Here is a 23003-nt window from a genome sequence, read left to right on the forward strand (position 1 = left end):
GGAATGAGATGAGGAAACCGGAAGGAACGCTTGCATGACCCGCCCGCGCCGCAGCCATCTGTTCATGCCCGGCTCCAACTCCCGCGCGCTGGAAAAGGCGCGCAATCTCGCCGCCGACGGCCTGATCCTCGACCTGGAAGACTCCGTCGCGCCCGATGCCAAGGCAGTGGCACGCGATGGCATCGCGGCCGCGATCGCGGCCAAAGGGTTCGGCAAGCGCGAGATCCTGATCCGGACCAACGGCCTCGACACGCCCTGGTGGGCCGACGACGTCGCGATGGCGGCGAATGCCTCGCCCGACGGCATCCTGGTTCCAAAGGTTTCACGCGTGGAGGAGCTCGACACGATCGGCCGCCGTCTCGCCGAACTCGGCGCGGCGCCGACCGTAAAGGTCTGGGCCATGATCGAGACCGCGCGCGCGGTACTGCATGCCGAAGAACTCGCTGCCGCCGGGCGCGATCCAGCGCGGCGCCTGTCAGGCTTCGTGTTCGGGCCCAACGACATCTCGCGCGAGACGCGCATCAAGATGCTGCCGGGCCGCGCGGCGATGATCCCGATGATCTCCCATTGCATCCTGGCGACGCGCGCCCATGGCCTCGAAATCCTCGACGGCCCCTATAGCGACATCGCCAACTCCGATGGTTTCGCCACCGAATGCGCGCAAGGCCGCGATCTCGGTTTCGACGGCAAGACGCTGATTCACCCCTCGCAGATCGAAGCCTGCAACGCGATCTTCACCCCGCCGGAGGAGGAAGTCGCGCGCGCGCGAAAGATCATCGCCGCGTTCGAGCTGCCGGAGAACGTCTCGCGCGGCGCGATCCGTCTCGACGGCGCCATGGTGGAGCGGCTGCACGCCGACATGGCGCGGCGCACGATCGAGATCGCGGACGCGATTGCGGCGATGGGGAAGGGCTAGTTGCAGTCGAAAAGCGGGTGGCCGCCTCATGGAAGTGAAGCGCATCGTCACGAACATTGCCGCGGCCGATGTATCGCTGGCGCGCCGTTTCTATCAGGACGTCCTCGGGCTGGAGGTCGTCATGGACCAGGGGTGGATCACGACATTCGCTGCTTCATCGCAAATGCTGCCTCAACTGAGCATCGCAAGCGAAGGCGGTTCAGGCACTCCCGTGCCGGATCTTTCGATCGAGGTCGATGACCTGGATGAAGCGCTACGCAGAATGGAGCGAGCCGGCATCGCATTGGAGTACGGACCAGCGACGGAGCCGTGGCGTGCGCAGGTTTTACGTGCGCGACCCCTTCGGACGGCAGGTCAACATTCTGGCTCGCGGGTCACTTCGTAGAGAGCGGTCGCCAGTCGCTTAGCAACGAATGCTAGCTCAACGCGACGCGTGATCCGCACGATCGAGCGATTCCAGCGTCGAGGCATTCGCACAGAAGCCGTGATAGTTCTCCGCGGCGGTGCCGTCGGCCAGCTCGCGATCGCACTGGCCCTTGTGGCTGCAAAGCGCGCACACCCGCTCCATGTCGCGCAGCAGCAGCGGATGCGCGCGGCCGAGCCCTTCGGCACTGATGCCGAGCTGCTCCAGCATCTTCGGCAGCTCGTCGGCGGCGTGCTTGCCGTGACGGACCAGATCTTCCAGATCGTCAGGCGCGATCCGCAGGTCTTGCGCGATCCGGTCGAAATCGGCGCGGTCGAGCTGCCGGATCTCGTTCAGCTCGCGGCGATGCTTCAGCCAGCTTGCAAAGGACTCGATGAGGTCCTGGACAATGGGATAAGGCCTGGTTGCGGTGCTCATGCGAAGCTCCATTCGAACGGCGGAATGGGAGCGAGATTAGGCACAATGGTGCAGATGCGCGTTGAGCTGGATCAAATAGCGCGATGACGGGACCGCGGCCGCCGGTGCACCTCTCCCGCTTGCGGGAGAGGGAGCGCACCTCTTTCGCGGCAGTTAGCCGAACCGCTCCGCCGCCCACGCATACAGGCTGCCCGGGATCGGCTTCTCACCGCCGCGGCCCTTGGGCGAGATATGCAGGCCGATGATGTCGCGGTCGGTGACGAGGCCGAGATAGCTCGAGGGATCGAAGAACAGTTTTGGCTCGGCATGCACGGCGTAGAACGATTGCTTCGGCAAGGCGCAGTGCAGCTCGCCGGTGCGGCGCGCGAGCGCGGTGAGTGCCGCCGGCCCGAAGATCGCGACGCGGATGTCGGAGAGGCGGTTCGAGCCGCCGCGCAGGCGGCGCATCGCAAACGTGACGCGATGGCGCAGCGACAGCCAGTTCGGCGTCAGCTCCTCCTGCTCCATCAGCTGTTCGAAAGCGGCAACGATGCCGTGTTCAGGTGGAAGGTAAATCACGGAGTTGCCGAGCTGGCGCGGCCGCTCCCACGCGAAATAGGGCTTTGCCGGATCGATCTCGACGGGCCTGAGCAGCAGCACGTCGGCGTCGAGCCAGAGGCCGAGGTCCTTCGCCATCAGCTTCATGCGGAAGAAGTCGCTGAACTGTAGCGTGGTCCAGTCGCGCCAGCTTCCATCTGGCTGCGGCGGCCGCAATCGTTCGGAGAACGCATGCGGCAGGATCGCCTCGGCATCCGCGTTGCCGACACCGGCGGGCAGGCCGGGAATGGTGTCGAAACTGTAGACCGTGACCTTGTGGCCGGCCGCCAGCTGCGAGCGCAGACAGGTCTGGCGCAGGGCGTCCATCGGGCCATGCCAGAAGGTGACGATGTCGGGCAGCATGGGCGAAGCTATAAGCGATAATCAGAACAAAGAAAAAGCCCCGGCGCTTGTAGCACCGGGGCTTGAACAAAAACTTGAGATCAGGCCCAGGCGCGTTCGCGCTTGAGCTTGTCCTCATAGGTGTCGATCGAGGCCTTCTTCTCCATCGTCAGGCCGATGTCGTCGAGGCCGTTGATCAGGCAGTGCTTGCGGAACGGGTCGATCTCGAACTTGACCTTGCCGCCGTCGGGACCGCGGATCTCCTGGTTCGGCAGGTCGATCGTCAGCGTCGCGTTGGCGCCGCGCTCGGCGTCGTCGAACAGCTTGTCGAGGTCTTCCTGGGCCACGCGGATCGGCAGAATGCCGTTCTTGAAGCAGTTGTTGTAGAAGATGTCGCCGAACGAGGTCGAGATCACGCAGCGGATGCCGAAGTCGAGCAGCGCCCAGGGCGCGTGCTCGCGGCTCGAGCCGCAGCCGAAATTGTCGCCGGCAACCAGCACCTTCGCATTGCGATAGGCGGGCTGGTTGAGGACGAAATCCGGATTCTCGCTGCCGTCGTCCTTGTAGCGCTGCTCGGAGAAGAGCCCCTTGCCAAGGCCGGTGCGCTTGATGGTCTTGAGGTACTGCTTCGGAATGATCATGTCGGTGTCGACATTGATGATCTTTAGCGGCGCCGCGACGCCTTCCAGCGTGGTGAACTTGTCCATGGTTGCGCTTTCCCGGGGTGGTCTAGGGAACCGGTATTTATCGCGATCGAGGCCGAAATCCTAGGCCGAATTCGGCAGATCTCGTCTGCCTAACCGGGCCTCTCTGCTCACCCTGGCTCTTGAGCCTCGATCGCGGCCATATCGTCGTCCGACAGGCCGAAATGATGGCCGATCTCGTGGATCAGGACGTGGCGGACGATATGGCCGAGGCTTTCGTCGTGCTCGGCCCAATAGTCCAGGATTGGCCGGCGGTAGAGCCAGACCATGTTGGGCAGCCGCGCCACGTCAGCAAAACTCTGCTGCGGCAGGCCGACGCCCTGGAACAGGCCGAGCAGGTCGAACTCGCTCTCGCATGCCATCTCGTCCAGGACTTCCTCGGTGGGGAAGTCGTCGACGCGGATGATCACGCCCTCGCACAGCCTACGAAACTCCGCCGGCAGGCGTTCGAACACTTCATGCGCCATCGCTTCCATCTCGGCCAGCGAGGGCGCTTTCAATTCCGTCCACATGGGCTTCTCATAGCGTGGGTTTCGCGGCGATGCATCCGGCTTTATAAGCGCGGCGAGGTTGACGAGCGCCGTCAAAACGGGGAGCGTAGGCCTCGAAGTGGACGTTCAGGTGGGCAGAAAAATGCGAGCGAAAACAGCGCTGACGCTACTGTGCATGGGGTTGTTTTCGCAGTTTTGCGTTGGCGCGGAGGCCCAGACCGCGGCTCCCGGGATCAGGCTCGCCCAAGCGGCCTCACGAGACGATCTGCCGCCGCCGCGCAAGCGGCCCCCGGCGCGCCTGCGCGTCACGCCCTATTACAGTCCGGATGGCGTCTATCCCCGTTACAATCCCGGTCCCGATGCGGTCCGCGAGTGCAACGCCACCTATGTGCAGGAATATCGCCCCAGCGGCACGGTGATCGTGCCGCATATGAGCTGCTACTGGCGCCGGGGTTGATACGAGCGCGATGCCGTCGCGCGCCTGAGGCGGAGGTCTTCATGACGAGGTGGTTCGCAGTGGCGGTTGCCGTCGGGCTTGCCGCAGGCCTGCCTCACGCGTCCGCTGCGCACAGGGTGACGAAGCTGCCCGACGCGTCGGCCGGGCGCGCGGTGTTCGACGGGCGCCGACATGTGCGGTCCGTCGTGCGATACGCCCCCCGTCCCGATCCGCATTACTACGCGCGGCCTGTCTACTACCGCCCTTTTCCCTACGGCGTGCCCGCACCCTTCGTGCTCGGCTTCGGCCCGTGGTGGTGACCTCGCGGCGCGATGCCGGGCCCGTCGTTCATTCATGAGGCATTCACGTCGCTGTCCCTAATTTAATCTTGGGAGCGACTGCCAATGAACAGGGATGACGCGCGCCGGGAGCGAGCGTCGCAACTCCGCTGTCCAGATTCAGGGAGAAGTCCATGCTGAGAATATTGGGTCTCAGGGCAAGCCCGATGCGCTTGTTCGGGATTGCGGCTGCCGCGACGCTGATGCTGTCGGCCGGGACCACGCGTCCTGCCGAGGCGATGTCTCCAATCAATCCGACGGCGGTGCCGGCGGCGAAGGCCGCAAGTGACGACATGATCCAGGTTCGCCACGGCGGCGGCGGTGGTGGTGGACATGGCGGCGGCTTTCATGGCGGCGGCGGTTTCCACGGTGGAGGCGGCTTCCACGGTGGCGGAGGACATATCGGTGGCTTCCGCGGCGGTGGTTTCCACGCGGGTGGCTTCCGCGCCGCGCCCGCCTTTCATGGCGGCGGCTATCGCTACGGCGGAGTTCGCCACTATGGCGGAGGCGGATTCCATCGCTACGGCATCTATCGCCCCGCCTATTACGGCCATCGCCATTTCCACCGGCGCTACTATGGCGGCTACTATCCCTATTACAGCCATCCGCGCCGCTGCCGGGTCATCTGGACCTATTACGGCCCGCGCCGCGTCTGCCGCTGGCATCGCTGGCACCATCCGTATCGCTATTGGTAAGCACGACCGAAATGAAAAGGGCGCCTCGACGGCGCCCTTGTTCATCCGGTGGCCTAAAGCCAATCCTTCAGTTTCCACGTCGCCGACGTCCAGCGCGTGAGGTTCTCCAGCTTCCATTGCTTGAACATCGCCGGCGGCCAGCGGCTGAGCTTGTTCGAGGCCTCCTCGACCTCGGGCTTGGCGACCATGCGCAGCGGTGCCGCGCGCCGCCGGTGCTGGGGCGTCGCCGCGCTGATCAGATCGACATATTCAGGCTTGCTGGCCATGAGCTGGTGTCCTCGCGAAACGCTCGCGAGGACACAGTGTCGGCGCTGCCGATTAACGGCGGTTTGCCGCAATCACTCAAATTGCAGGGAGCAGCTTACCGCCACTCCCTGATGTCGACGAAGTGACCCGCGATCGCAGCGGCTGCGGCCATCGCCGGCGACACCAGATGGGTGCGGCCCTTGAAGCCCTGGCGGCCCTCGAAGTTGCGGTTCGAGGTCGAGGCGCAGCGCTCTTCCGGAGCCAGCTTGTCGGGGTTCATCGCGAGGCACATCGAGCAACCGGGCTCGCGCCATTCGAAGCCGGCCTTGATGAAGATCTTGTCCAGACCTTCAGCCTCGGCCTGCTCCTTCACGAGGCCGGAGCCCGGCACGACCATGGCGTTGACGCCGCCTGCGACCTGCTTGCCTTCCGCGATCTTGGCGGCGGCGCGCAGATCCTCGATCCGGCCGTTGGTGCAGGAGCCGATGAAGATGCGGTCGAGCTTGATGTCGGTGATCTTCGTCCCCGCGGTCAGGCCCATGTATTTCAGCGCGCGGTGCTTCGACAGGCGCTTGGCCTCGTCCGCGATCTTGTCGGGATCGGGCACGCTGCCGGTGACCGAGATCACGTCTTCAGGGCTCGTGCCCCAGGTCACGATCGGCGGCAGCTTCGCGGCATCGAGCCGCAGCTCGTGGTCGAAATGCGCGCCCTCGTCCGAGCGCAGCTTCTCCCAGTAGCGCATCGCCGCGTCCCAGTCGGCGCCCTTCGGCGCCTTCGGACGACCGCGCAGGAAGTCGAACGCCTTCTGGTCCGGCGCGACCAGTCCGGCGCGCGCACCGCCTTCGATCGACATGTTGCAGACCGTCATGCGGCCTTCCATGCTGAGCGCACGGATCGCGTCGCCGGCGTATTCGAGCACGTAGCCGGTGCCGCCCGCGGTGCCGATCTCGCCGATGATGGCGAGGATGATGTCCTTGCCCGTCACGCCATCCGGCAATTTGCCGTCGACAGTGACGCGCATGTTCTTCGCCTTCTTCTGGATCAGCGTCTGCGTCGCCAGCACATGTTCGACTTCGGACGTGCCGATGCCGTGCGCGAGCGCGCCGAACGCACCATGCGTCGAGGTGTGGCTGTCACCGCAGACGATGGTGGTGCCGGGCAGCGTAAAGCCCTGCTCGGGGCCGATGACATGGACGACGCCCTGACGCTTGTCGAACTCGTCGTAATATTCGATGCCGAATTCCCGGGCGTTGTCGGCCAGTGCCTTGATCTGCTCGATGCTTTCAGGGTCGGGGTTCGGCTTGGTGCGGTCGGTGGTCGGCACGTTGTGGTCGACGACGGCCAGCGTCTTCTCCGGCGCGCGCACCTTGCGTCCGGTGGCGCGCAAGCCTTCGAACGCCTGCGGTGAAGTGACCTCGTGCACCAGATGGCGATCGATATAGAGCAGGCAGGTGCCGTCCTCGGCTTCGTGCACCAGATGGTCGTTCCAGATCTTGTCGTACAATGTGATCGGCTTGGACATGAGCGTCAGCTCCAGGAATGTTGTGTAGAGCGGGTTGCGCGGATAGCGCGCGGGCAACAAAATCGTCAGCGCAGCTTTTAGGCTGCGCGCGTAAGCTCTGACGTTGCCGAGGTCGCGAAGCGTCCGAAGAACCGGCCAGGCAGCCGCGAGCGATCGTCGATGACGACGCGCTTGACAGGCGAGAGGCTGGTCAAATCTGGAAACATTCCAAGAATATATAGCAGGCCGAACCGGAATCGCGAGGGCTTTGACGCGCACGGCTGACGCAACAAAAAAGCGCGGGGTTGGCCCCGCGCTTTTGGAAACTCGCCTGTAAGCGGAGCTTACTCGTTGACGGCAGCCGGACGGTCCTGCTTCTTCTCGACGATGCGGGCCGACTTGCCGCGAAGGTTGCGGAGATAATAGAGCTTGGCGCGACGCACCTTGCCGCGGCGCACCACCTTGATCGAGTCGATCATCGGCGACATCACCGGGAACACGCGCTCCACGCCTTCGCCGTACGAAATCTTGCGCACCGTGAAGCTCTCGTTGAGACCGCCGCCGGAACGGCCGATGCAAACGCCTTCATAGGCCTGCACGCGGGTGCGGTCGCCTTCGACGACCTTCACGTTGACGATCACGGTATCGCCGGGGCCGAATTCCGGAATCTCCTTGTTGGCGGAGAGCTTGTCGAATTGCTCTTTTTCGAGCTGTTGGATCAGGTTCATGGGTAAATCTCCATCGGCGCGCCCAGCCTTGGAAAACGGGGGCTGCGCGAAATTCGTTTATCCAGCCATTGCGGATGTGGCCGCTGCTATAAGGCAAGCCGGAGCGTTTGTCACCCGTCTGTCTTGTTTTTTGGCGTTTTTTGGCGTCCGCCCCGATTCGGGACTTTGCTCGGGATCCGGGCCCACAAATCCGGTCGCCGGGCCGCGGTCAGGGCCTCGGATTCCTCCCGCCGCCAGCTGGCGACCTTGGCATGGTCACCGGAGGTCAGGATCTCCGGAATCGGGGTTCCCTCGAACCGCTGCGGCCGGGTGTATTGGGGGTATTCGAGCAGGCCGTCCGAGAAGCTTTCCTCGGTTCCCGAGGCCTCCTTGCCCATCACGCCCGGAAGCAACCGAACACAGGCGTCGATCAGGGCCAAGGCCGCGATTTCGCCGCCGGAGAGGACGTAATCCCCAATCGAGACCTCCTCCAGGCCCCGCCCGTCGATCACGCGCTGGTCCACCCCCTCGAACCGCCCGCAGACGATCAGAGGACCCGGGCCCTTGGCGAGTTCGAGAACCCGGGCCTGGGTCAATGGCCGACCCCTCGGGCTCATCAGCAGTTTCGGCCGGTCCGGCCCGATCCCGGCGGCATCGATCGCGGCCGCCAGAACATCGGCCCGAAGCACCATGCCCGGTCCGCCGCCGGCCGGGGTGTCATCGACACTGCGGTGGCGGTCGGTGGCCGAGGCCCGGATGTCCCGCGCCTCCAGCTCCCAGAGCCCGCCAGCCAGCGCCCGGCCGGCCAGGCTCACGCCCAGCGGCCCCGGAAACATCTCCGGAAACAGCGTCAGCACCGTCGCGCGCCAGGGTGAGGGGTTGGTCATCGGATCTCAGTTATTGTCGTCCCGGACAAGCGGAGCGCAGATCCGGGACCCAGAACCACCGCACTTCGTTTTGCGACGGCTGGAGCGATCAGCTTAGCTAAAAATTCTGGCGGCGGTTATGGGTCCCGGCCTTCGCCGGGACGACCCGGGGAGGGATCCTCGCCCGCGATCTCCTCCGGCAGCGCGATCACGACGCGGCCGCCGGCGATGTCGACCTCCGGCACCACCGCGTCCGTGAACGGCAGCAGCAGTGTGGCTCCTGTGGGCGGCGCAATCTCGATGATGTTACCGGCGCCGAAATTGTGGATCGCGAGCACGCGGCCGAGCGCATCGCCGGCCATGGTGACGGCGGCGAGCCCGATCAGATCGGTGTGGTAATATTCGCCCTCGTCCGTCGCGGGCAGCTTTTCGCGCGCGACGTAGAGCTCGATGCCGTTGAGGCGCTCGGCCTCATCGCGAGTCGTGACGCCCTTGAACGTTGCAACCAGATGATCCTTGGCCGCGCGCGCCGTTGCGACCTCGAACTGGCGCTTGCCGTCCTTGGACGAAAGCAGACCGTAGCTCCGCACGGCAAACGGATCTTCCGTGAAGGTCCACAGTTTGACCGCGCCGCGCACACCATGCGCGGCGCCGATCCGCGCGACGCAGACCAGCGCCGGCATGATCTGGCCTTAACCTTTCGCGGCGGCTTCGGCCTGCGCCTTGCGCTCCTTGCGCGGCACGGCCTTCTCGGGGTTGTTGCGCACTTCGCGCTTCTTGACGCCGGCGGCGTCGAGGAAGCGCGATACACGGTCCGACGGCTGCGCGCCCTTGGCGAGCCAGGCCTTCACCTTGTCCATGTCGAGCTTCAGCCGGGTCTCGTTGTCCTTCGGCAGCAGCGGGTTGAAATAGCCGAGACGCTCGATGAAGCGGCCATCGCGCGGAAAGCGCGAATCGGCGACGACGACGTGATAGACGGGACGCTTCTTGGTGCCAGCGCGGGCGAGACGGATAACGACGGACATCTAAGTTCTCCTTCAAAGTACGTTTTGTTCGGTTGATTGGTATTCCGCGTTGCGCGAGACCGCTGCGATCTCCCGCGACGAATTCCTCATTTCTTCTTGCCAGGGAAACCGCCGAGACCCGGCAGCATCGGCTTGCCGCTCAGCCCGGTCAGGCCCGGAACGTTCGGCAGACCCTGGCGCAGCCCGGCAGGTAGATCCTTCGGCAGGCTGGGCAGACCCTGTCCGCCGCCACCCTGCATCTTCTCCTGCAGCGCCTTCATCTCTTCCGGCGAAGGCGGCTTCATGCCGCCGCCAAAGCCCATCGCCTGCGCTATGCCCGCGAGCGGACCGCGCTTGCCGGAGCCCATGGCCTTCATCATATCGGCCATGTTCCGGTGCATCTTGAGCAGCTTGTTGACCTGCTCGACGCTCTGGCCGGAACCTGCGGCGATGCGCTTCTTGCGGCTGGCCTTGAGCAAATCGGGATGACGGCGCTCGTCGCGCGTCATCGAATCAATCACCGCGACCTGGCGCTTCAAAATCTTGTCGTCGATGCCGGCGGCCGCGATCTGGTTCTTCATCTTGGCGATGCCGGGCATCATGCCCATCAGGCCGCTGATGCCGCCCATATTGGCCATCTGCAACAGCTGCTCGCGCATGTCGTTGAGGTCGAACTGACCCTTGCGCATGCGCTCGGCGGTGCGCGCGGCCTTTTCGGCATCGATGTTGGCGGCAGCGCGTTCGACCAGCGAGACCACGTCGCCCATGCCGAGGATGCGGCCGGCGATACGATCAGGATGGAAATCCTCCAGCGCATCGGTCTTTTCGCCGGTGCCGAGCAGCTTGATCGGCTTGCCGGTGACCGCGCGCATCGACAGCGCGGCGCCGCCGCGGCCGTCGCCGTCCACGCGCGTCAGCACGATACCGGTGAGGCCGACGCGCTCGTCGAAGGCGCGAGCGAGATTGACGGCGTCCTGGCCGGTGAGGCTGTCCGCCACCAGCAGCACTTCATGCGGATTGGCGGCGGCTTTGATCGCTGCCGCTTCCGCCATCATCTCTTCGTCGAGCGTGGTACGGCCGGCAGTGTCGAGCAGCACGACGTCGTAGCCGCCGAGCTTGCCGGCCTCGAGCGCGCGCTTCGCGATCTGCGCCGGCTGCTGGCCGGCGACGATCGGCAGCGTCGGAATGTCGAGATCGCGGCCCAGGACGGCCAGCTGCTCCATCGCCGCGGGACGGTAGATGTCGAGCGAGGCCATCAGCACCTTGCGCTTGTCGCGCTGGACCATGCGACGGGCGAGCTTCGCGGTGGTGGTGGTCTTGCCGGAGCCTTGCAGGCCGACCATCATGATCGGCACCGGCGGCACGGAATTGATGTCGATGGTCTGGCTTTCGGCGCCGAGCGTATTGATCAGCTCGTCATGGACGATCTTGACCACCATCTGGCCTGGCGTCACCGACTTGACGACGGTGGCGCCGATCGCCTGCTCGCGGACCCGCTCGGTGAAGCTGCGCACCACCTCTAACGCGACGTCGGCTTCCAGCAGTGCGCGGCGCACTTCGCGCATCGCGGCGTCGACGTCCTTTTCGGTCAGCGCACCGCGCCCCGTCAGACGATCGAGAATGCCGCCAAGCCGTTCCGACAGATTGTCGAACAATGCCGTTGTCCTTTTTCACCTCTCCCCGCAAGCGCGGGGCGAGGGAGCAGAAATCCAAACACCTTCACGCCCGAGGGCGCATCGCGCTGTCGGGCGTTGGCCTCTGGCCTCTGGGACCAGTCGGCGGGTCGAAAAGAAAGCCTTTCCGAGAAGTGCCGGGGTTAAACGCCGCTGACGCCCGAAAGTCAAGGAAAGTTAGTATGGCCGGGGCTGCTTTGGAAGGCAAAGCCTTGAAAAGATGAACTTTCCGGCGGCGGGTTCCTTTTCCGCAGACCCCGCCCATATAGCGGTGATGTCCTCCCCCTCCGACCATCTTTGAAGCCAGTTCCGTGCCGATCACCCGCCGCCGCCTTTTCGGACTGCTCGCCGGTGCCGGCGCATTGGTCGGCGTGCCCTCCCTTTGGATGTCCCGCATGAAAACCTATGACGGCCCAGTCTCAGACCATTTCGACGGCCTGAACTTCTTCGATCCGGACGGCGTGCCGCCGAAATCGCTTCGTGAGGTCCTGCGCTGGCAATTCGGCGGCAAGCGGCAGCGCGCGACCTGGCCGGATTGGGCGCCGAGCCCCCATGCCGACGCCCCGCCGGACCGCGTCGACGGCGACAAGGTGCGGCTCTCTTTCGTCGGCCACGCCAGCTGGCTGATCCAGACCGGCGGCCTCAATATTCTCGTCGATCCCGTCTGGTCGACGCGGGTCTCGCCCGTCAGCTTCGCCGGGCCGAAACGGCACAACGATCCCGGCATTGCGTTCGACAAGCTGCCGAAGATCGATGTCGTGCTGGTCTCGCACGGCCATTACGATCATCTCGACATGGCGACGCTGTCGCGGCTCGCCAAGAATTTTGCGCCGCGTGTGGTGACCCCGCTCGGCAATGACGTCACGATGCGCAGCACCGATGCGACGATCAAGGTGGAAGCGTTCGACTGGCACGATCGCGTCGAGCTCGGCGGCGGTATCGCCGTGACCCTGGTGCCGACCCGGCACTGGTCGGCGCGCGGCATGTTCGATCGCAACAAGGCGCTGTGGGCGAGTTTCGTGCTGGAGACGCCTGCGGGGAAAATCTACGTCGTCTGCGATTCCGGCTACGGCGATGGCGGGCATTTCCGCCGCGTCGCCGAGAGGCACGGGCCGCTCCGCCTGGCGATCCTCCCGATCGGCGCCTATGAGCCGCGCTGGTTCATGCGCGACCAGCACATGAACCCGGAAGACGCGGTGAAGGCGCTGGCGGATTGCGGCGCGCAGCAAGCGCTCGGGCATCACCACGGTACGTTTCAGCTGACCGATGAAGCAATAGATGCACCAGCGAAGGCACTGGTCGAGGCGCTCGACGCGGCAAAGGTTTCGCAGGAAAGATTTGTGGCGATGAAGCCGGGGCAGGTGGTGGAGATCTAGCTTCGCCGTCGCTTCGAACCCGCTGTCGTCCCGGCCTAGTGCGCAATTGCGGCCGGGACGACAATGGAGTCTGTAGCGGCAGCTGCCTCTACTGCTCTTTCGCCTTGATCGCCCAGCTCACATTCACCGTCACCGCTAGCGTTTCCTCGCCCGGCGCGACCGCGGCCTGCGGTGCGGCCATGGGAGCTGCGGCCATGCGTCCCTTGAACAGCGGCATCGGGGCGCCGCCTTCGGAGACGCTGAGCGGCGCTCCGAGCGTGACGCCGGTGGCCCTGGCGTAGATCTCCGCTTTGCGGCGGGCGTCTGCGACGGCCTTCTCGCGGGCATCGTCGAGCAGTTTCGAGGCCTGCGTAACCTCGAAGGAGATGTTGCCGATATCGTTGGCGCCGGCGCCGACCAGCGTGTCGATGATGGCGGCGACCTTGGTCACGTCGCGGATCTTCACGGTGACGCGGTTTGAGGCGCGGAAGCCGACAACGGGCGAGGCGCCGGTGGATTTGTTCTGGCCGTATTGCGGCTGCAGCGACAGCCGCGAGGTCTGGTAGTCCTTCTCGTCAATGCCTGCGCCCTTCAGCGCCAGCAGCACCTTGCCCATCGCGGCGTTGTTGGCGTCGGAGGCTTCCTTCGCAGACTTGGCGTCGTTGGCGACGCCGGCGTCGATCTGCGCCAGATCAGGCGCGGCGGAGATCGTGGCTTCGCCGCTCACCGAAATCGCGGACGGAAAATCGTCGGCGAGCGCAGGCGTTGCCAGCATCGTGGCGGCAAAGGACGCAACAAGGGAGGTCAAAAGGATGGCAGGCTTTTTCATCGGTCTCACTTCAGCGGCACGAAAACATTGATCACGAGCTTGTCCTCCGCCGTCTTCAGGGGATCGGTGAGGTATTCCTCGATGAAGGTGTCCTTGGCTTCCAGCTTCTTGTCGTCGAGGTGATTGGTGATCGCCTCATAGGTGTTGTCCATGTTGTCGTAGGAGCCGCGATGAACGAATTTCAGCGCCTTGCCCTCCGGCGATTTGCCGACGCTCATGTCCTTGGGCAGGTTCTTCGGGTCCTGATCGACCGGGATCTCGGCAAGGAAGGTGAAGCCGGTATCGTCCGTCGAGGTGTAGACGATCATCGAATTGCCGGCGTGCTTGATGCCCTGCTTGTCCAACAGCGTGTTCAGCGCCTTGAAGGCGTCAATCAGCGTGTCGAAGGCCGAGTCCCAATTGGCAGTGCCCTTGACCATCACGACCTTCTTGGGCTCGAGCGTGGTCTCCTGGCCGAAGGGATCGGCCGTCTGCACGGGAGCCGGCGTCGCGGCCGCAGCGGGCGGCGGGGCGGCGGGGCTGGGTGAGGCACTTGCGGCGGGCGAGGGCGAGGTTGCAGGGGAAGTGGCAGGGTTTGGCGAGGCGCTGGCCGCCGGCGAGGGCGTGGCCACGGGGGCAGCGCTCGCGGCCGGGGCGGGCGAAGCCGACGGGGCCGGCGAGGGGCTCGCTGATGCGGCCGGTGCCGGGCTCGGCGTTTGGGCCAGCGTGGCGGACAGACTAAACGACAAGGCCGCTGCCGGGATCAGCGCGGCCAAAACGAGACGACGAAACCTGAACATTTTTATTCTCCCCAATAGCTTATCCGCCAAGGCCTTACGTCCCCGAAGCCTTAGCCCGGCCGCATGTCCCGGATCGCGCGAATTGCGCCGTTCTAACACGCGAGCGCCGAATTCGTCCCATGACAGATGCGTCATGGCAGCGTCCTGGCTCTTGTCGGCAAATCACTGGCCAAGAGGGCCAAGGATCGCCATATAAGGCAGGCGAAATTCGGGAATTTTCATGAGCGCGCTGGCCAACCACGCATTTGCCAAGATGAACGGCATCGGCAACGAGATCGTCGTTGTCGACATGCGCGATTCCACCTCAAAGGTCACCCCGGACGATGCCCGCGCGGTGGCATCGCCGCGAGGCGGCGTGCCCTACGACCAACTCATGGTGCTGCAGAAGCCGCGCTTCGACGGCACCGAAGCGTTCATCAGCATCTACAACAGTGACGGCTCCGAGGCCGGCGCCTGCGGCAACGGCATGCGCTGCGTCGTGCGGCGCATCTTCGAAAAGACTGGCCAGAGCACGGCAACGTTCGAGACGGCCGCGGGCCTGCTCAATGCCTGGCAGGGTCCGGCGCCGGATCTTTATACGGTGGACATGGGCGCGCCGAAGTTCGGCTGGCAGGACATTCCGCTCGACCAGGAATTTCGTGACACCCGCTACATCGAATTGCAGATCGGCCCGATCGACAATCCGATCCTGCATTCGCCCTCGGTGGTCAGCATGGGCAATCCGCATGCGATCTTCTGGGTCGATGACGTCAACGCCTACGACCTCGAGCGTTTCGGTCCGCTGCTGGAGAACCATCCGATCTTCCCGGAGCGCGCCAACATCACGCTAGCCCATATCGTCGATCCCCAGCACATCACGATCCGCACCTGGGAGCGCGGCGCCGGCCTGACCAGGGCCTGCGGCTCGGCCGCATGTGCCACGGCGGTCGCGGCGGCGCGGCTGAAGCGCGCCGAGCGCAATGTCGAGATCACGCTGCCCGGCGGCAAGCTCGGGATCGAATGGCGCGAGCGCGACGATCACGTGCTGATGACGGGCACGGCGACCTTCGAATATGAAGGCCGTTTCGATCCGGCGCTGTTCGCGCCGGTCGGGTGATGAGCGTCGACATCGTCACCTTCGGATGCCGCCTCAATGCTTTCGAGGCCGAGGTGATCCGCCGCGAGGCCGAGGGCGCGGGTCTTTCAGATGCCATCGTCATCAACAGCTGCGCCGTCACGAACGAAGCGGTGGCGCAGGCGAGGCAGTCGATCCGCAAATTGAAGCGCGAGCGGCCGGGAGCGCGCATCGTCGTCACCGGTTGCGCGGCGCAGACGCAAAGCGGCATGTTCGCCGAGATGGCCGAGGTCGATCGCGTCGTCGGCAATGACGACAAGATGCGGTCGTCTGCGTGGCGCGAGGCGCGTACGGCGTTCGATCTCGGTACGAGCGAAAAAATCGCCGTCAGCGACATCATGGCGGTGAAGGAGATGGCGCCGCATCTCATCGACGGCTTTGCGAGCGGGCTGCCCCGCGTGTTCGTGCAGGTGCAAAACGGCTGCGACCATCGCTGCACCTTTTGCATCATTCCGTTCGGGCGCGGCAATTCGCGCTCGGTGCCGATGGGCGCCGTGGTCGATCAGGTCCGGGCATTGGCCGAGCGCGGCCATGCCGAGATCGTGCTGACGGGCGTCGACCTCACCAGCTACGGCACTGACCTGCCGGGCACGCCAAAACTCGGCATGCTGACGAAGCAGATCTTGCGGCATGTGCCGGAGCTGAGGCGCCTGCGCATCTCCTCTATCGATTCGATCGAGGCGGACAGCGATCTGTTGGATGCAATTGCTGAGGATTCGCGGCTGATGCCGCATCTGCACCTGTCGCTGCAGTCCGGCGACGACATGATCTTGAAGCGCATGAAGCGGCGGCATACGCGCGGCGACGCCATCGCGTTCTGCGACCAGGTCCGCCGGCTGCGCCCGGATATCGCGCTGGGGGCCGACATCATCGCGGGCTTTCCGACCGAGATCGAGGAGATGTTCTCGCGCTCGCTCGATCTGGTCGAGCAATGCGGCCTGACGTTCCTCCACGTCTTCCCCTATTCGCCGCGTCCCGGCACGCCGGCCGCGCGGATGCCACAGGTGGCGGGCGGTGCAATCAAGGAGCGTGCGAAGCGGCTGCGCTCGGCCGGTGAGACCGCGCTCCTGCAGCGGCTGCAAGCCGAGATAGGCGCCACGCGTGAGGTGCTGATCGAGAGCGACGGTCAGGGACGGACGGAGCATTATCTGCCGGTGGCGATTGCGGGCGAGCGTGTGGGCCGCATCGCGCCGCTGCGGATCGCCGGTCGTGATGGCGCGCGGCTGACGGTGTGACGGTTCCTTCCCTTCTCCCCTTGTGGGAGAAGGTGGCGCGAAGCGCCGGATGAGGGGTTGCTCCCGCGTACTCAACTCAATGTGGACTCGCGGAGAGAGACCCCTCACCCGTCTCGCCGCTGCGCGGCGAGCCACCCTCTCCCACAAGGGGAGAGGGAAAAACTACAACGCCCGCACCTGCCAGAAGCGCAGCGTCCGCCGCGCATTCTCCGGGATCATGCGCGCGTAATGGCTTTGAGCCCTTGCGATATCGGCCGGCTTCATCGCGCCGCTCGCAAAGCGGCTTTCGAGCACGGCGGCGGTGGTTTCCCAGCTGAGCTGCGCCGCCTTGCACGGCACCAGCAGGCCGTCCTCGCGCAGGCTTTGCATCAGCGGGCGGATGACTTCGACGGTCGATCCCGACAATGCGGCCAATGCGGCCACCGCTTCTTCATAACGCCGCTGCGTTGCGAAGCCGAGCAGCGTCGCTTCGCTGAGCTGGCCGGTCGCCCTAAGACCTGCGACGGCGCGCTTGGCGCCTTCGAAATCGCGGACACCCGACATCTCGCGCTCGACACCAACGGTGACTGCGGCGATCGCGCTCTGGATCTCCTCGAACAGATGCGGCGGCGCGCGCGACAACAGGCGGGTCCGCACGGCCTCGCTCGCCGAGCGCAGCAATTGACGGCGCAGGTCTGACGGCAAATCGACGCGGATGCCGACGCTGACAGCGAGCTCGGGATCAGCCTCCGCCTGTCCGACGATGACGGCAAATCCGTTGCCGGACACGCGCGCGCCGGGATTGGCGGCGAGCCGCCGGCTGACGCTGGGATAGCGCCGCGCCAGCAATGCATCGGTGACGATCTCCTTCAGCCACCAGCGTCCGGCGACCGCGAGCAGATGCGGCTCGCCCTTGGATGATGCGATCTGCACCAGCGTGCCGTCGTCGAGGCGCGCGGATTCCTGCAGCACGGGACCAGCGATGCGGATTTCGTCATTGTTGGCGAGGCGGCGAATGACCGATGGCGGCGCCTGCGCGATCGGCGCGAGCTGCGCGCTGATCTCGGCGAGCGCTACGCGCGCGCCCATGTCGGCGATGGCGCGGAGCTCGATGGTGCCGATCAGGCGATCGAGCACGTCGTCAAACAGTGCGATCTGCTCGTCGTCGAAACTGCCGGCGGAGGACAGGAACAGGTCGGTGACGCGGCGGGCTGTTGCCAGGCCCTTTTCCGCCGAGCCAGTCCGAAGCGCGGACTCGACCTCGTCGATGATCGATAACTCGGCCGTGGACATGACGCGCAGCTCGTCCTGAGCAGATTGACGGAAGCTTGTTCTAAGCAACCGCTATCATTAGAGACGAGCACTGAACGTTTCGTAAACTATAGGGAGCGCTTCGCGCTCCTCACCATGGGGGGCTGACAGCACTACTCCCCGTTCCACCCGCAGGCGCGGAGGCGCTCGTGCATGTGGGGTGGGGCCGGCGCCACCACGCGGACCGGCTCCTTGTTGCGGGAGATCGGTACCACGATCTTGCGGGAATGCAGGTGCAGCTTCGGCTCGCCGAAGCGCGGACCGTTGCCGTAAATGTTATCGCCGAAGATCGGCCAGCCGGTCGCGGACGAATGCACCCGCAATTGATGGGTCCGCCCGGTCACCGGTTCCATGGCGAGCCAGGTCAGGCCGTCGCCCCGCCCCATCACCTTCCAGTTGGTGATGGCCTTCTGGCCCTCGGGATCGGGCTTCTGCCACCAGCCGCGTTCGGCGTTCAGCCGCCCGAGCGGCATGTCGATGGTGCCTTCGTCCTCAGCGGGGCCGCCCTCGACGATGGTCCAGTAGGTCTTGCCGATCTTGCCATGCTTGAACAGCAGGCCGAGCGAGGCCGTCGCCTTGCGATGGCGGCCGAGCACCAGGCAACCGGAGGTGTCCTTGTCCAGCCGGTGGGCCAGCACGGGCGGCCGCGGCAGGCCGAAACGAAGCGCCTCAAAGGAGGTTTCCAGATTGGCACCGCCCTTGGGTCCGCGATGCACCGGCAGGCCGGCCGGCTTGTCGATGACCAGCATCAATCCGTCGCGATGGAGCACGCGCGCCAGGATTTCGTCGGCCGTCAATTCGGGAACATCGAGCAATTGCAGGACTTTCGGTCAAGACTTTCGTTTGCGAGCCGGAACGGCTAACACACCGCCACCATGAACGATACCACCCCCGAGACCCCCAAGCTGAGCTGGTGGCGCCGCCTGTCCGACGGGCTGAAGCGCACCTCGTCCTCGCTCGGGACCGCGGTCGCCGACCTCGTCACCAAGCGCAAGCTCGACCGCGCCATGCTCGACGACATCGAGGACGTGCTGCTCCGCGCCGACCTCGGCACCTCCGTCGCGGTGCGGATCGCGGATGCGGTCGGCACCGGGCGCTACGACAAGGCGATCTCGGCGGACGAGGTCAAGGACGTCGTCGCGACCGAAGTCGAGAAGGTGCTGGCGGCGGTGGCAAAACCGCTCGAGATCGACGCCGGCAAGAAGCCGTTCGTCATCCTCGTGGTCGGCGTCAACGGCTCCGGCAAGACCACCACCATCGGGAAACTCTCGCAAAAATTCGCAACCGAAGGCCGCAAGGTGATGCTGGCGGCCGGCGACACCTTTCGCGCAGCGGCGATCGAACAGCTCAAGGTCTGGGGCGAGCGCACCAGGACGCCCGTCATATCAGGCGCGCAAGGCTCGGATTCGGCGAGCCTCGCCTTCAACGCGCTGACGGCGGCGAAGGAGCAGGCCGTCGACCTGCTCCTGATCGACACCGCCGGGCGGCTTCAGAACAAGGCCGAGCTGATGAACGAGCTCGAAAAGGTCGTGCGCGTCATCCGCAAGGTGGACGCGACTGCACCGCATGCGGTGCTGCTTGTGCTGGACGCCACTGTCGGCCAGAACGCGCTGTCGCAGGTCGAGGCCTTCCATCGCACCGCAGGGGTCACCGGTCTCGTGATGACGAAGCTCGACGGCACCGCCCGCGGCGGCATTCTGGTGGCGCTCGCGGAGAAATTCAAACTGCCGGTGCATTTCATCGGCGTCGGCGAAGGCGTCGACGATCTCGCGCCGTTCACCGCGCGTGATTTCGCCCGCGCCATTGCCGGAATCGAAAGCTGAAGAATGGACAAGACCCAGCCGCATCCGCTGTTCAAGCTTGCGACCGAGCTCGGCCCGCTGCTCGTGTTCTTCTTCGTCAATGCGAAGTTCAATCTGTTCGCAGCGACCGGCGCCTTCATGGTCGCGATCGTCGCGGCGATGATCGCCTCCTATGTGGTGAAGCGCCACATTCCGATCATGGCGATCGTGACGGGCGTCATCGTGCTGGTGTTCGGCACGCTGACCTTGGTGCTCCACGACGAGACCTTCATCAAGCTCAAGCCGACCATCATCTACGCTTTGTTCGCCGCGATCCTCGGCGGCGGCCTGTTGTTCGGCCGCTCCTTCATCGCCGTCATGTTCGACCAGATGTTCAATTTGACGCCGCAGGGCTGGCGCATCCTGACGCTGCGCTGGGCGCTGTTCTTCGCCGGCATGGCGGTGTTGAACGAGATCGTCTGGCGCACCCAGAGCACCGACTTCTGGGTGAACTTCAAGGTGTTCGGCGTCACGCCGATCACCATGATCTTCGCCATCGCCCAGATGCCGCTGACCAAGCGCTATCACCTCGAGCCGGCGTCGCTGGAAGCGAGCGAGGCCGAGGCGGGCGATGTGAGGAAGGGGTGACGATCTCTCAAATCGTCATTGCGAGCGAAGCGCAGCTACATACTCGACTGTCATCGCCCGGCTTGACCGGGCGATCCAGTATTCCAGAGACAGTCGTGAGGTACGGAGGAGCTGCGGCGTACTGGATGCCCCGGTCAAGCCGGGGCATGACAGCGGTGTTTGGGGTCGGGTCCTTCTCACACTGACGACAGAGCTAGCTCCCCGCCGCCTTCAACGCCTTCTCCATCTGCGGCAACAGCACCGTCCGCAAATTCTCCGGCGTGATCGGTCCCACCAGCTTGTAGACGATGGTGCCTTCGCGACCGACGACAAAGGTCTCCGGCACGCCATAGACGCCCCATTCGATCGAGGCGCGGCCGTTGGCATCGACGCCGACGTGGCCGAACGGGTTGCCGTAGCGCCCCAGGAAGCGCCGCGCATTGTCGGCGGCATCCTTGTAGTTGATGCCGACGAGCTGGAAGCGTTTGTCTTTTGCCAATTCGGTCAGGAGCGGCGCCTCGTCGTGGCACGGCACGCACCAGGACGCCCAGACATTGACGAGGCTGACCTTGCCCTTGAACGCAGCGGGATCAAGGCCGGGGATCTGCACATTGTCAGCCTGCAATCCCTCGAGCGGCGGCAGCGTGGTCTGCGGCGCGGGGCGTCCGATCAGCGCAGACGGAATTCGCGAGGGATCGCCGCTGCCGAGCCGGAACCAGAACAGCAGCGCCAAGCCGATGAAGGCGATCAGCGGCAGCACCATCAGGAAGGTGCGGCGCTGCGGCGGAGCGGACGTCGATTGCTCGCTCATGATTGATCTCTCATGCTCGATCTCTCATGGCCGATCCGTCGCGCTACGGCCGGAGCGGCGGGTCACGCCGCTGCGCTCGAGCTCGCGCAGGCGCTGTGTCTGGCTACGATGATCGAGCACGATCCAGCAGATCAGGATCACGACCACAAGGGCGGCCGCGGCATAGGATGTCACGATGAAAGACGCATAGGGACCGAGCGACATGATCATGCAGCCCCAGCTTCTTTTGACGTGCTGGCTTCACGCGAGCCGGTGCCGACTTCTGCAAACGCCACACGGCTCGCCTGCATCATCTGCAGGGACCGCACGCGCCGACGCAAAATCTCGTTGCGCATCGCCGCGATATGCAGCGTGACGAACAGCAGGGTGAACGCGACCGCCATCACCAGCAGCGGAATCAAAAAGGATTTGTCGAGCGACGAGCCGCCCATCCGCATCACCGAGGCCGGCTGGTGCAGCGTGTTCCACCAATCGACCGAGAACTTGATGATCGGCAGGTTGAGCGCGCCGACCAGCGTCAGCACGGCGGCGGCGCGCGCCGCGCGGGAGGGCTCGTCGACCGCGCGCCACAGCGCCATCACGCCGAGATACATCAGGAACAGGATCAGCACCGAGGTCAGCCGCGCGTCCCATTCCCAATAGGTGCCCCACATCGGCCGGCCCCACAGCGAGCCCGTGAGCAGCGCAAGGAAGGTGAAGCTGGCGCCGATCGGGGCGGCCGCTTTGGCGGCGACGTCGGCAAGCGGATGCCGCCACACCAGCGTGCCGAGCGAGGCAATGCTCATCACGCCCCATACGAACATCGACAGCCAGGCATTAGGCACGTGGATGAACATGATCTTTACCGTCGCGCCCTGCTGATAGTCGTCGGGTGCGGTGGCAGACTGATAGAGCCCGATCGCGAGCAGGATGATGGTCGCGGCCGCAAGCCATGGCAGCAGCCGCGCCGTCAGCGCGAGGAACCGTGTGGGGTTGGCGAGGTCGATCAGCGTCATGGTATCCTGATAATCACCGGTAAGCGCTCACGCAATCAGCACGAAAGTCCGCAGCGAAAGTTGATCGGGGTCAAGGTCAGTCCAGCCCATCTCAATCCAGCCCATGCTTCAGGCTCGCCGCAGCCGCGAAGGGGCCGATCACGAGACTGACCAGCGACAGCGCGCACAGGATCGAGAACGGCGCGCCGAACGTCATGGGTCCGACGATCGCCGCCTGCGAGGCTGCGACGCCGAAGATCAGCACCGGTATCGACAGCGGCAGCACCAGGACAGCCATCAGCAAGCCGCCACGATGCAGCGTCACCGCCAGCGCCGCACCGACCATCCCGGTAAATGTCAGCGCCGGGGTGCCGGCGAGCAGTGTCAGCGCCACAGCACCGGTTGCGACCATGTCGAGGTTGAGCAGCAGGCCGAGCACGGGTGTTGCGACGATCAGCGGCAGGCCGGCGGCCAGCCAATGCGCCAGCGCTTTCGACGCGCAGGCGAGTTCCAGCGGGGTCCGGCTCATCGTGATCAGGTCGAGCGAGCCGTCCTCGTGGTCGGCCATGAACAGCCGGTCCAGGGTCAGCAGGCTCGCCAGCAGCGCCCCCAGCCACAGGATGGCGGGTCCGAGCCGCGACAGCAGTGCCAGGTCCGGCCCCACAGCAAACGGCATCAGCACCACCACGGTCAGAAAGAACAGCACGCCAATCAACGCCCCGCCCCCGACGCGGAGCGCGATCCGGATATCCCGGCGGATGAGGGCAGACAGGGCGGTCATGCCACTGCTCCCAGAGGTGAGGAGGCAGCGTCGGCCGGTTGCCCCGGGCGAGCTGCGCTCCCTCCCCCCTTGTGGGGGAGGGCGGGGGAGG

At 65.2% G+C, this 23003-nt stretch carries 28 protein-coding genes and 1 pseudogene; 10 read left to right on the plus strand and 19 right to left on the minus strand.

Translation table 11 applies throughout. The annotated features are described in order from the left end of the window. The first annotated feature begins 34 nt into the window (after positions 1-34). Both AC0L23_RS34690 and AC0L23_RS34695 read left to right on the plus strand, forming a co-directional pair. A complete protein-coding gene (locus AC0L23_RS34690) occupies positions 35-916 on the plus strand; it encodes an HpcH/HpaI aldolase/citrate lyase family protein (protein ID WP_085357590.1) in 882 nt (293 codons plus the stop codon). Between the two features lie 28 nt (positions 917-944). Continuing rightward, a pseudogene (locus tag AC0L23_RS34695) lies at positions 945-1323 on the plus strand (VOC family protein). A 14-nt stretch (positions 1324-1337) separates the two neighbouring features. Here AC0L23_RS34695 and AC0L23_RS34700 read toward each other — a convergent pair. From AC0L23_RS34700 to AC0L23_RS34715, 4 genes are all read right to left on the minus strand, one after another. After that, complete coding sequence (locus AC0L23_RS34700; RefSeq protein ID WP_085357612.1) at positions 1338-1757, minus strand: hypothetical protein; 420 nt, start codon at positions 1755-1757, stop codon at positions 1338-1340. Positions 1758-1910: 153 nt separating this feature from the next. Further along, positions 1911-2696: a glycosyltransferase family 32 protein gene (locus tag AC0L23_RS34705; RefSeq protein WP_085357588.1), complete on the minus strand. Its 786-nt coding sequence runs from the start codon at positions 2694-2696 to the stop codon at positions 1911-1913. A gap of 80 nt (positions 2697-2776) precedes the next feature. Then, positions 2777-3382 (minus strand): 3-isopropylmalate dehydratase small subunit, encoded by a 606-nt coding sequence (leuD, locus tag AC0L23_RS34710; RefSeq protein ID WP_018459795.1) that lies wholly within the window; start codon positions 3380-3382, stop codon positions 2777-2779. A gap of 107 nt (positions 3383-3489) precedes the next feature. Further along, on the minus strand, positions 3490-3891 hold the full coding sequence (locus tag AC0L23_RS34715) for a metallopeptidase family protein (protein ID WP_085357586.1): 402 nt from the start codon (positions 3889-3891) through the stop codon (positions 3490-3492). A gap of 154 nt (positions 3892-4045) precedes the next feature. Between AC0L23_RS34715 and AC0L23_RS34720 the strand changes: the two genes are divergently transcribed. From AC0L23_RS34720 to AC0L23_RS34730, 3 genes are all read left to right on the plus strand, one after another. Beyond that, positions 4046-4327: a hypothetical protein gene (locus tag AC0L23_RS34720; RefSeq protein ID WP_035973483.1), complete on the plus strand. Its 282-nt coding sequence runs from the start codon at positions 4046-4048 to the stop codon at positions 4325-4327. A 41-nt stretch (positions 4328-4368) separates the two neighbouring features. Then, complete coding sequence (locus AC0L23_RS34725; protein ID WP_085357584.1) at positions 4369-4626, plus strand: hypothetical protein; 258 nt, start codon at positions 4369-4371, stop codon at positions 4624-4626. Positions 4627-4778: 152 nt separating this feature from the next. Next, positions 4779-5339: a hypothetical protein gene (locus AC0L23_RS34730; RefSeq protein ID WP_085357582.1), complete on the plus strand. Its 561-nt coding sequence runs from the start codon at positions 4779-4781 to the stop codon at positions 5337-5339. A gap of 53 nt (positions 5340-5392) precedes the next feature. On the opposite strand, the gene AC0L23_RS34735 is transcribed toward AC0L23_RS34730, so the two are convergent. The 7 genes from AC0L23_RS34735 to ffh form a co-directional block, all read right to left on the minus strand. Beyond that, entirely contained in the window at positions 5393-5605 is a 213-nt protein-coding gene (locus AC0L23_RS34735) for a hypothetical protein (protein ID WP_085357580.1), read from the minus strand. 95 nt (positions 5606-5700) lie between these two features. Then, entirely contained in the window at positions 5701-7107 is a 1407-nt protein-coding gene (gene leuC, locus AC0L23_RS34740; protein WP_085357610.1) for a 3-isopropylmalate dehydratase large subunit, read from the minus strand. 323 nt (positions 7108-7430) lie between these two features. Then, on the minus strand, positions 7431-7814 hold the full coding sequence (gene rplS / locus AC0L23_RS34745; RefSeq protein ID WP_018459803.1) for a 50S ribosomal protein L19: 384 nt from the start codon (positions 7812-7814) through the stop codon (positions 7431-7433). Between the two features lie 110 nt (positions 7815-7924). After that, the gene (gene trmD / locus AC0L23_RS34750) at positions 7925-8680 is read right to left on the minus strand and encodes a tRNA (guanosine(37)-N1)-methyltransferase TrmD (protein WP_018459804.1); all 756 of its coding nucleotides are present in this window, start codon (positions 8678-8680) and stop codon (positions 7925-7927) included. Between the two features lie 116 nt (positions 8681-8796). Beyond that, positions 8797-9342, minus strand: a complete 546-nt coding sequence (gene rimM, locus AC0L23_RS34755) for a ribosome maturation factor RimM (protein ID WP_085357578.1) — start codon at positions 9340-9342, stop codon at positions 8797-8799. Between the two features lie 9 nt (positions 9343-9351). Next, a complete protein-coding gene (gene rpsP, locus AC0L23_RS34760) occupies positions 9352-9684 on the minus strand; it encodes a 30S ribosomal protein S16 (RefSeq protein ID WP_007598827.1) in 333 nt (110 codons plus the stop codon). A gap of 86 nt (positions 9685-9770) precedes the next feature. Then, positions 9771-11318, minus strand: a complete 1548-nt coding sequence (gene ffh, locus AC0L23_RS34765; RefSeq protein WP_018459806.1) for a signal recognition particle protein — start codon at positions 11316-11318, stop codon at positions 9771-9773. A 329-nt stretch (positions 11319-11647) separates the two neighbouring features. Here ffh and AC0L23_RS34770 point away from each other — a divergent pair, with 329 nt between their 5' ends. Continuing rightward, positions 11648-12712: an MBL fold metallo-hydrolase gene (locus AC0L23_RS34770; RefSeq protein ID WP_085383555.1), complete on the plus strand. Its 1065-nt coding sequence runs from the start codon at positions 11648-11650 to the stop codon at positions 12710-12712. Positions 12713-12800: 88 nt separating this feature from the next. Here AC0L23_RS34770 and AC0L23_RS34775 read toward each other — a convergent pair whose 3' ends face one another. Next, positions 12801-13520, minus strand: coding sequence for an SIMPL domain-containing protein (locus AC0L23_RS34775; protein WP_085383554.1), 720 nt, complete (start codon positions 13518-13520; stop codon positions 12801-12803). A gap of 5 nt (positions 13521-13525) precedes the next feature. Continuing rightward, positions 13526-14299 carry a GyrI-like domain-containing protein gene (locus AC0L23_RS34780; RefSeq protein ID WP_085394261.1) on the minus strand — a complete coding sequence of 258 codons (774 nt, stop codon included), beginning with the start codon at positions 14297-14299 and terminating at the stop codon, positions 13526-13528. Between the two features lie 220 nt (positions 14300-14519). Here AC0L23_RS34780 and dapF point away from each other — a divergent pair, with 220 nt between their 5' ends. Continuing rightward, positions 14520-15395: a diaminopimelate epimerase gene (gene dapF, locus AC0L23_RS34785; RefSeq protein ID WP_085348226.1), complete on the plus strand. Its 876-nt coding sequence runs from the start codon at positions 14520-14522 to the stop codon at positions 15393-15395. Then, on the plus strand, positions 15395-16648 hold the full coding sequence (gene mtaB, locus AC0L23_RS34790; protein ID WP_473358037.1) for a tRNA (N(6)-L-threonylcarbamoyladenosine(37)-C(2))-methylthiotransferase MtaB: 1254 nt from the start codon (positions 15395-15397) through the stop codon (positions 16646-16648). The genes dapF and mtaB overlap by 1 nt, the downstream gene beginning before the upstream one ends. A 162-nt stretch (positions 16649-16810) precedes the next feature. On the opposite strand, the gene AC0L23_RS34795 is transcribed toward mtaB, so the two are convergent. Together AC0L23_RS34795 and AC0L23_RS34800 are read right to left on the minus strand one after the other, a co-directional pair. Continuing rightward, complete coding sequence (locus AC0L23_RS34795) at positions 16811-17920, minus strand: DUF2336 domain-containing protein (RefSeq protein ID WP_085357208.1); 1110 nt, start codon at positions 17918-17920, stop codon at positions 16811-16813. Between the two features lie 131 nt (positions 17921-18051). Next, positions 18052-18753, minus strand: coding sequence for an RluA family pseudouridine synthase (locus AC0L23_RS34800; RefSeq protein ID WP_085383157.1), 702 nt, complete (start codon positions 18751-18753; stop codon positions 18052-18054). 60 nt (positions 18754-18813) lie between these two features. Here AC0L23_RS34800 and ftsY point away from each other — a divergent pair, with 60 nt between their 5' ends. Continuing rightward, positions 18814-19761: a signal recognition particle-docking protein FtsY gene (gene ftsY / locus AC0L23_RS34805; RefSeq protein WP_085357209.1), complete on the plus strand. Its 948-nt coding sequence runs from the start codon at positions 18814-18816 to the stop codon at positions 19759-19761. A 3-nt stretch (positions 19762-19764) separates the two neighbouring features. Continuing rightward, entirely contained in the window at positions 19765-20367 is a 603-nt protein-coding gene (locus AC0L23_RS34810; protein WP_473358038.1) for a septation protein A, read from the plus strand. Positions 20368-20560: 193 nt separating this feature from the next. On the opposite strand, the gene AC0L23_RS34815 is transcribed toward AC0L23_RS34810, so the two are convergent. From AC0L23_RS34815 to ccmB, 4 genes are all read right to left on the minus strand, one after another. Further along, positions 20561-21157: a DsbE family thiol:disulfide interchange protein gene (locus tag AC0L23_RS34815; protein WP_085348230.1), complete on the minus strand. Its 597-nt coding sequence runs from the start codon at positions 21155-21157 to the stop codon at positions 20561-20563. 24 nt (positions 21158-21181) lie between these two features. Continuing rightward, complete coding sequence (gene ccmD / locus AC0L23_RS34820) at positions 21182-21367, minus strand: heme exporter protein CcmD (protein ID WP_085383156.1); 186 nt, start codon at positions 21365-21367, stop codon at positions 21182-21184. Further along, positions 21364-22152: a heme ABC transporter permease gene (locus AC0L23_RS34825; protein ID WP_085348231.1), complete on the minus strand. Its 789-nt coding sequence runs from the start codon at positions 22150-22152 to the stop codon at positions 21364-21366. Before AC0L23_RS34825 ends, ccmD begins: the two co-directional genes overlap by 4 nt. Before the next feature lie 91 nt (positions 22153-22243). Next, positions 22244-22912 (minus strand): heme exporter protein CcmB, encoded by a 669-nt coding sequence (gene ccmB, locus AC0L23_RS34830; RefSeq protein WP_085348232.1) that lies wholly within the window; start codon positions 22910-22912, stop codon positions 22244-22246. Positions 22913-23003 lie beyond the last annotated feature (91 nt).

Source organism: Bradyrhizobium sp. MI1.4 (assembly GCF_055811315.1).

Excerpts from the sequence above, each read along its gene's own strand:
- AC0L23_RS34705 (WP_085357588.1), bottom strand. The coding sequence starts at position 2,696 with ATGCTGCCCGACATCGTCACCTTCTGGCATGGCCCGATGGACGCCCTG.
- trmD (WP_018459804.1), bottom strand. The coding sequence starts at position 8,680 with ATGACCAACCCCTCACCCTGGCGCGCGACGGTGCTGACGCTGTTTCCG.
- AC0L23_RS34725 (WP_085357584.1), top strand. The coding sequence starts at position 4,369 with ATGACGAGGTGGTTCGCAGTGGCGGTTGCCGTCGGGCTTGCCGCAGGC.
- rimM (WP_085357578.1), bottom strand. The coding sequence starts at position 9,342 with ATGCCGGCGCTGGTCTGCGTCGCGCGGATCGGCGCCGCGCATGGTGTG.
- ccmD (WP_085383156.1), bottom strand. The coding sequence starts at position 21,367 with ATGATCATGTCGCTCGGTCCCTATGCGTCTTTCATCGTGACATCCTAT.
- AC0L23_RS34810 (WP_473358038.1), top strand. The coding sequence starts at position 19,765 with ATGGACAAGACCCAGCCGCATCCGCTGTTCAAGCTTGCGACCGAGCTC.
- AC0L23_RS34735 (WP_085357580.1), bottom strand. The coding sequence starts at position 5,605 with ATGGCCAGCAAGCCTGAATATGTCGATCTGATCAGCGCGGCGACGCCC.
- leuD (WP_018459795.1), bottom strand. The coding sequence starts at position 3,382 with ATGGACAAGTTCACCACGCTGGAAGGCGTCGCGGCGCCGCTAAAGATC.
- ccmB (WP_085348232.1), bottom strand. The coding sequence starts at position 22,912 with ATGACCGCCCTGTCTGCCCTCATCCGCCGGGATATCCGGATCGCGCTC.
- leuC (WP_085357610.1), bottom strand. The coding sequence starts at position 7,107 with ATGTCCAAGCCGATCACATTGTACGACAAGATCTGGAACGACCATCTG.
- AC0L23_RS34780 (WP_085394261.1), bottom strand. The coding sequence starts at position 14,299 with ATGTTCAGGTTTCGTCGTCTCGTTTTGGCCGCGCTGATCCCGGCAGCG.
- dapF (WP_085348226.1), top strand. The coding sequence starts at position 14,520 with ATGAGCGCGCTGGCCAACCACGCATTTGCCAAGATGAACGGCATCGGC.
- mtaB (WP_473358037.1), top strand. The coding sequence starts at position 15,395 with ATGAGCGTCGACATCGTCACCTTCGGATGCCGCCTCAATGCTTTCGAG.
- rpsP (WP_007598827.1), bottom strand. The coding sequence starts at position 9,684 with ATGTCCGTCGTTATCCGTCTCGCCCGCGCTGGCACCAAGAAGCGTCCC.
- ftsY (WP_085357209.1), top strand. The coding sequence starts at position 18,814 with ATGAACGATACCACCCCCGAGACCCCCAAGCTGAGCTGGTGGCGCCGC.
- AC0L23_RS34730 (WP_085357582.1), top strand. The coding sequence starts at position 4,779 with ATGCTGAGAATATTGGGTCTCAGGGCAAGCCCGATGCGCTTGTTCGGG.
- AC0L23_RS34815 (WP_085348230.1), bottom strand. The coding sequence starts at position 21,157 with ATGAGCGAGCAATCGACGTCCGCTCCGCCGCAGCGCCGCACCTTCCTG.
- AC0L23_RS34825 (WP_085348231.1), bottom strand. The coding sequence starts at position 22,152 with ATGACGCTGATCGACCTCGCCAACCCCACACGGTTCCTCGCGCTGACG.
- AC0L23_RS34715 (WP_085357586.1), bottom strand. The coding sequence starts at position 3,891 with ATGTGGACGGAATTGAAAGCGCCCTCGCTGGCCGAGATGGAAGCGATG.
- AC0L23_RS34795 (WP_085357208.1), bottom strand. The coding sequence starts at position 17,920 with ATGTCCACGGCCGAGTTATCGATCATCGACGAGGTCGAGTCCGCGCTT.
- AC0L23_RS34690 (WP_085357590.1), top strand. The coding sequence starts at position 35 with ATGACCCGCCCGCGCCGCAGCCATCTGTTCATGCCCGGCTCCAACTCC.
- AC0L23_RS34775 (WP_085383554.1), bottom strand. The coding sequence starts at position 13,520 with ATGAAAAAGCCTGCCATCCTTTTGACCTCCCTTGTTGCGTCCTTTGCC.
- rplS (WP_018459803.1), bottom strand. The coding sequence starts at position 7,814 with ATGAACCTGATCCAACAGCTCGAAAAAGAGCAATTCGACAAGCTCTCC.
- AC0L23_RS34700 (WP_085357612.1), bottom strand. The coding sequence starts at position 1,757 with ATGAGCACCGCAACCAGGCCTTATCCCATTGTCCAGGACCTCATCGAG.
- AC0L23_RS34720 (WP_035973483.1), top strand. The coding sequence starts at position 4,046 with ATGGGGTTGTTTTCGCAGTTTTGCGTTGGCGCGGAGGCCCAGACCGCG.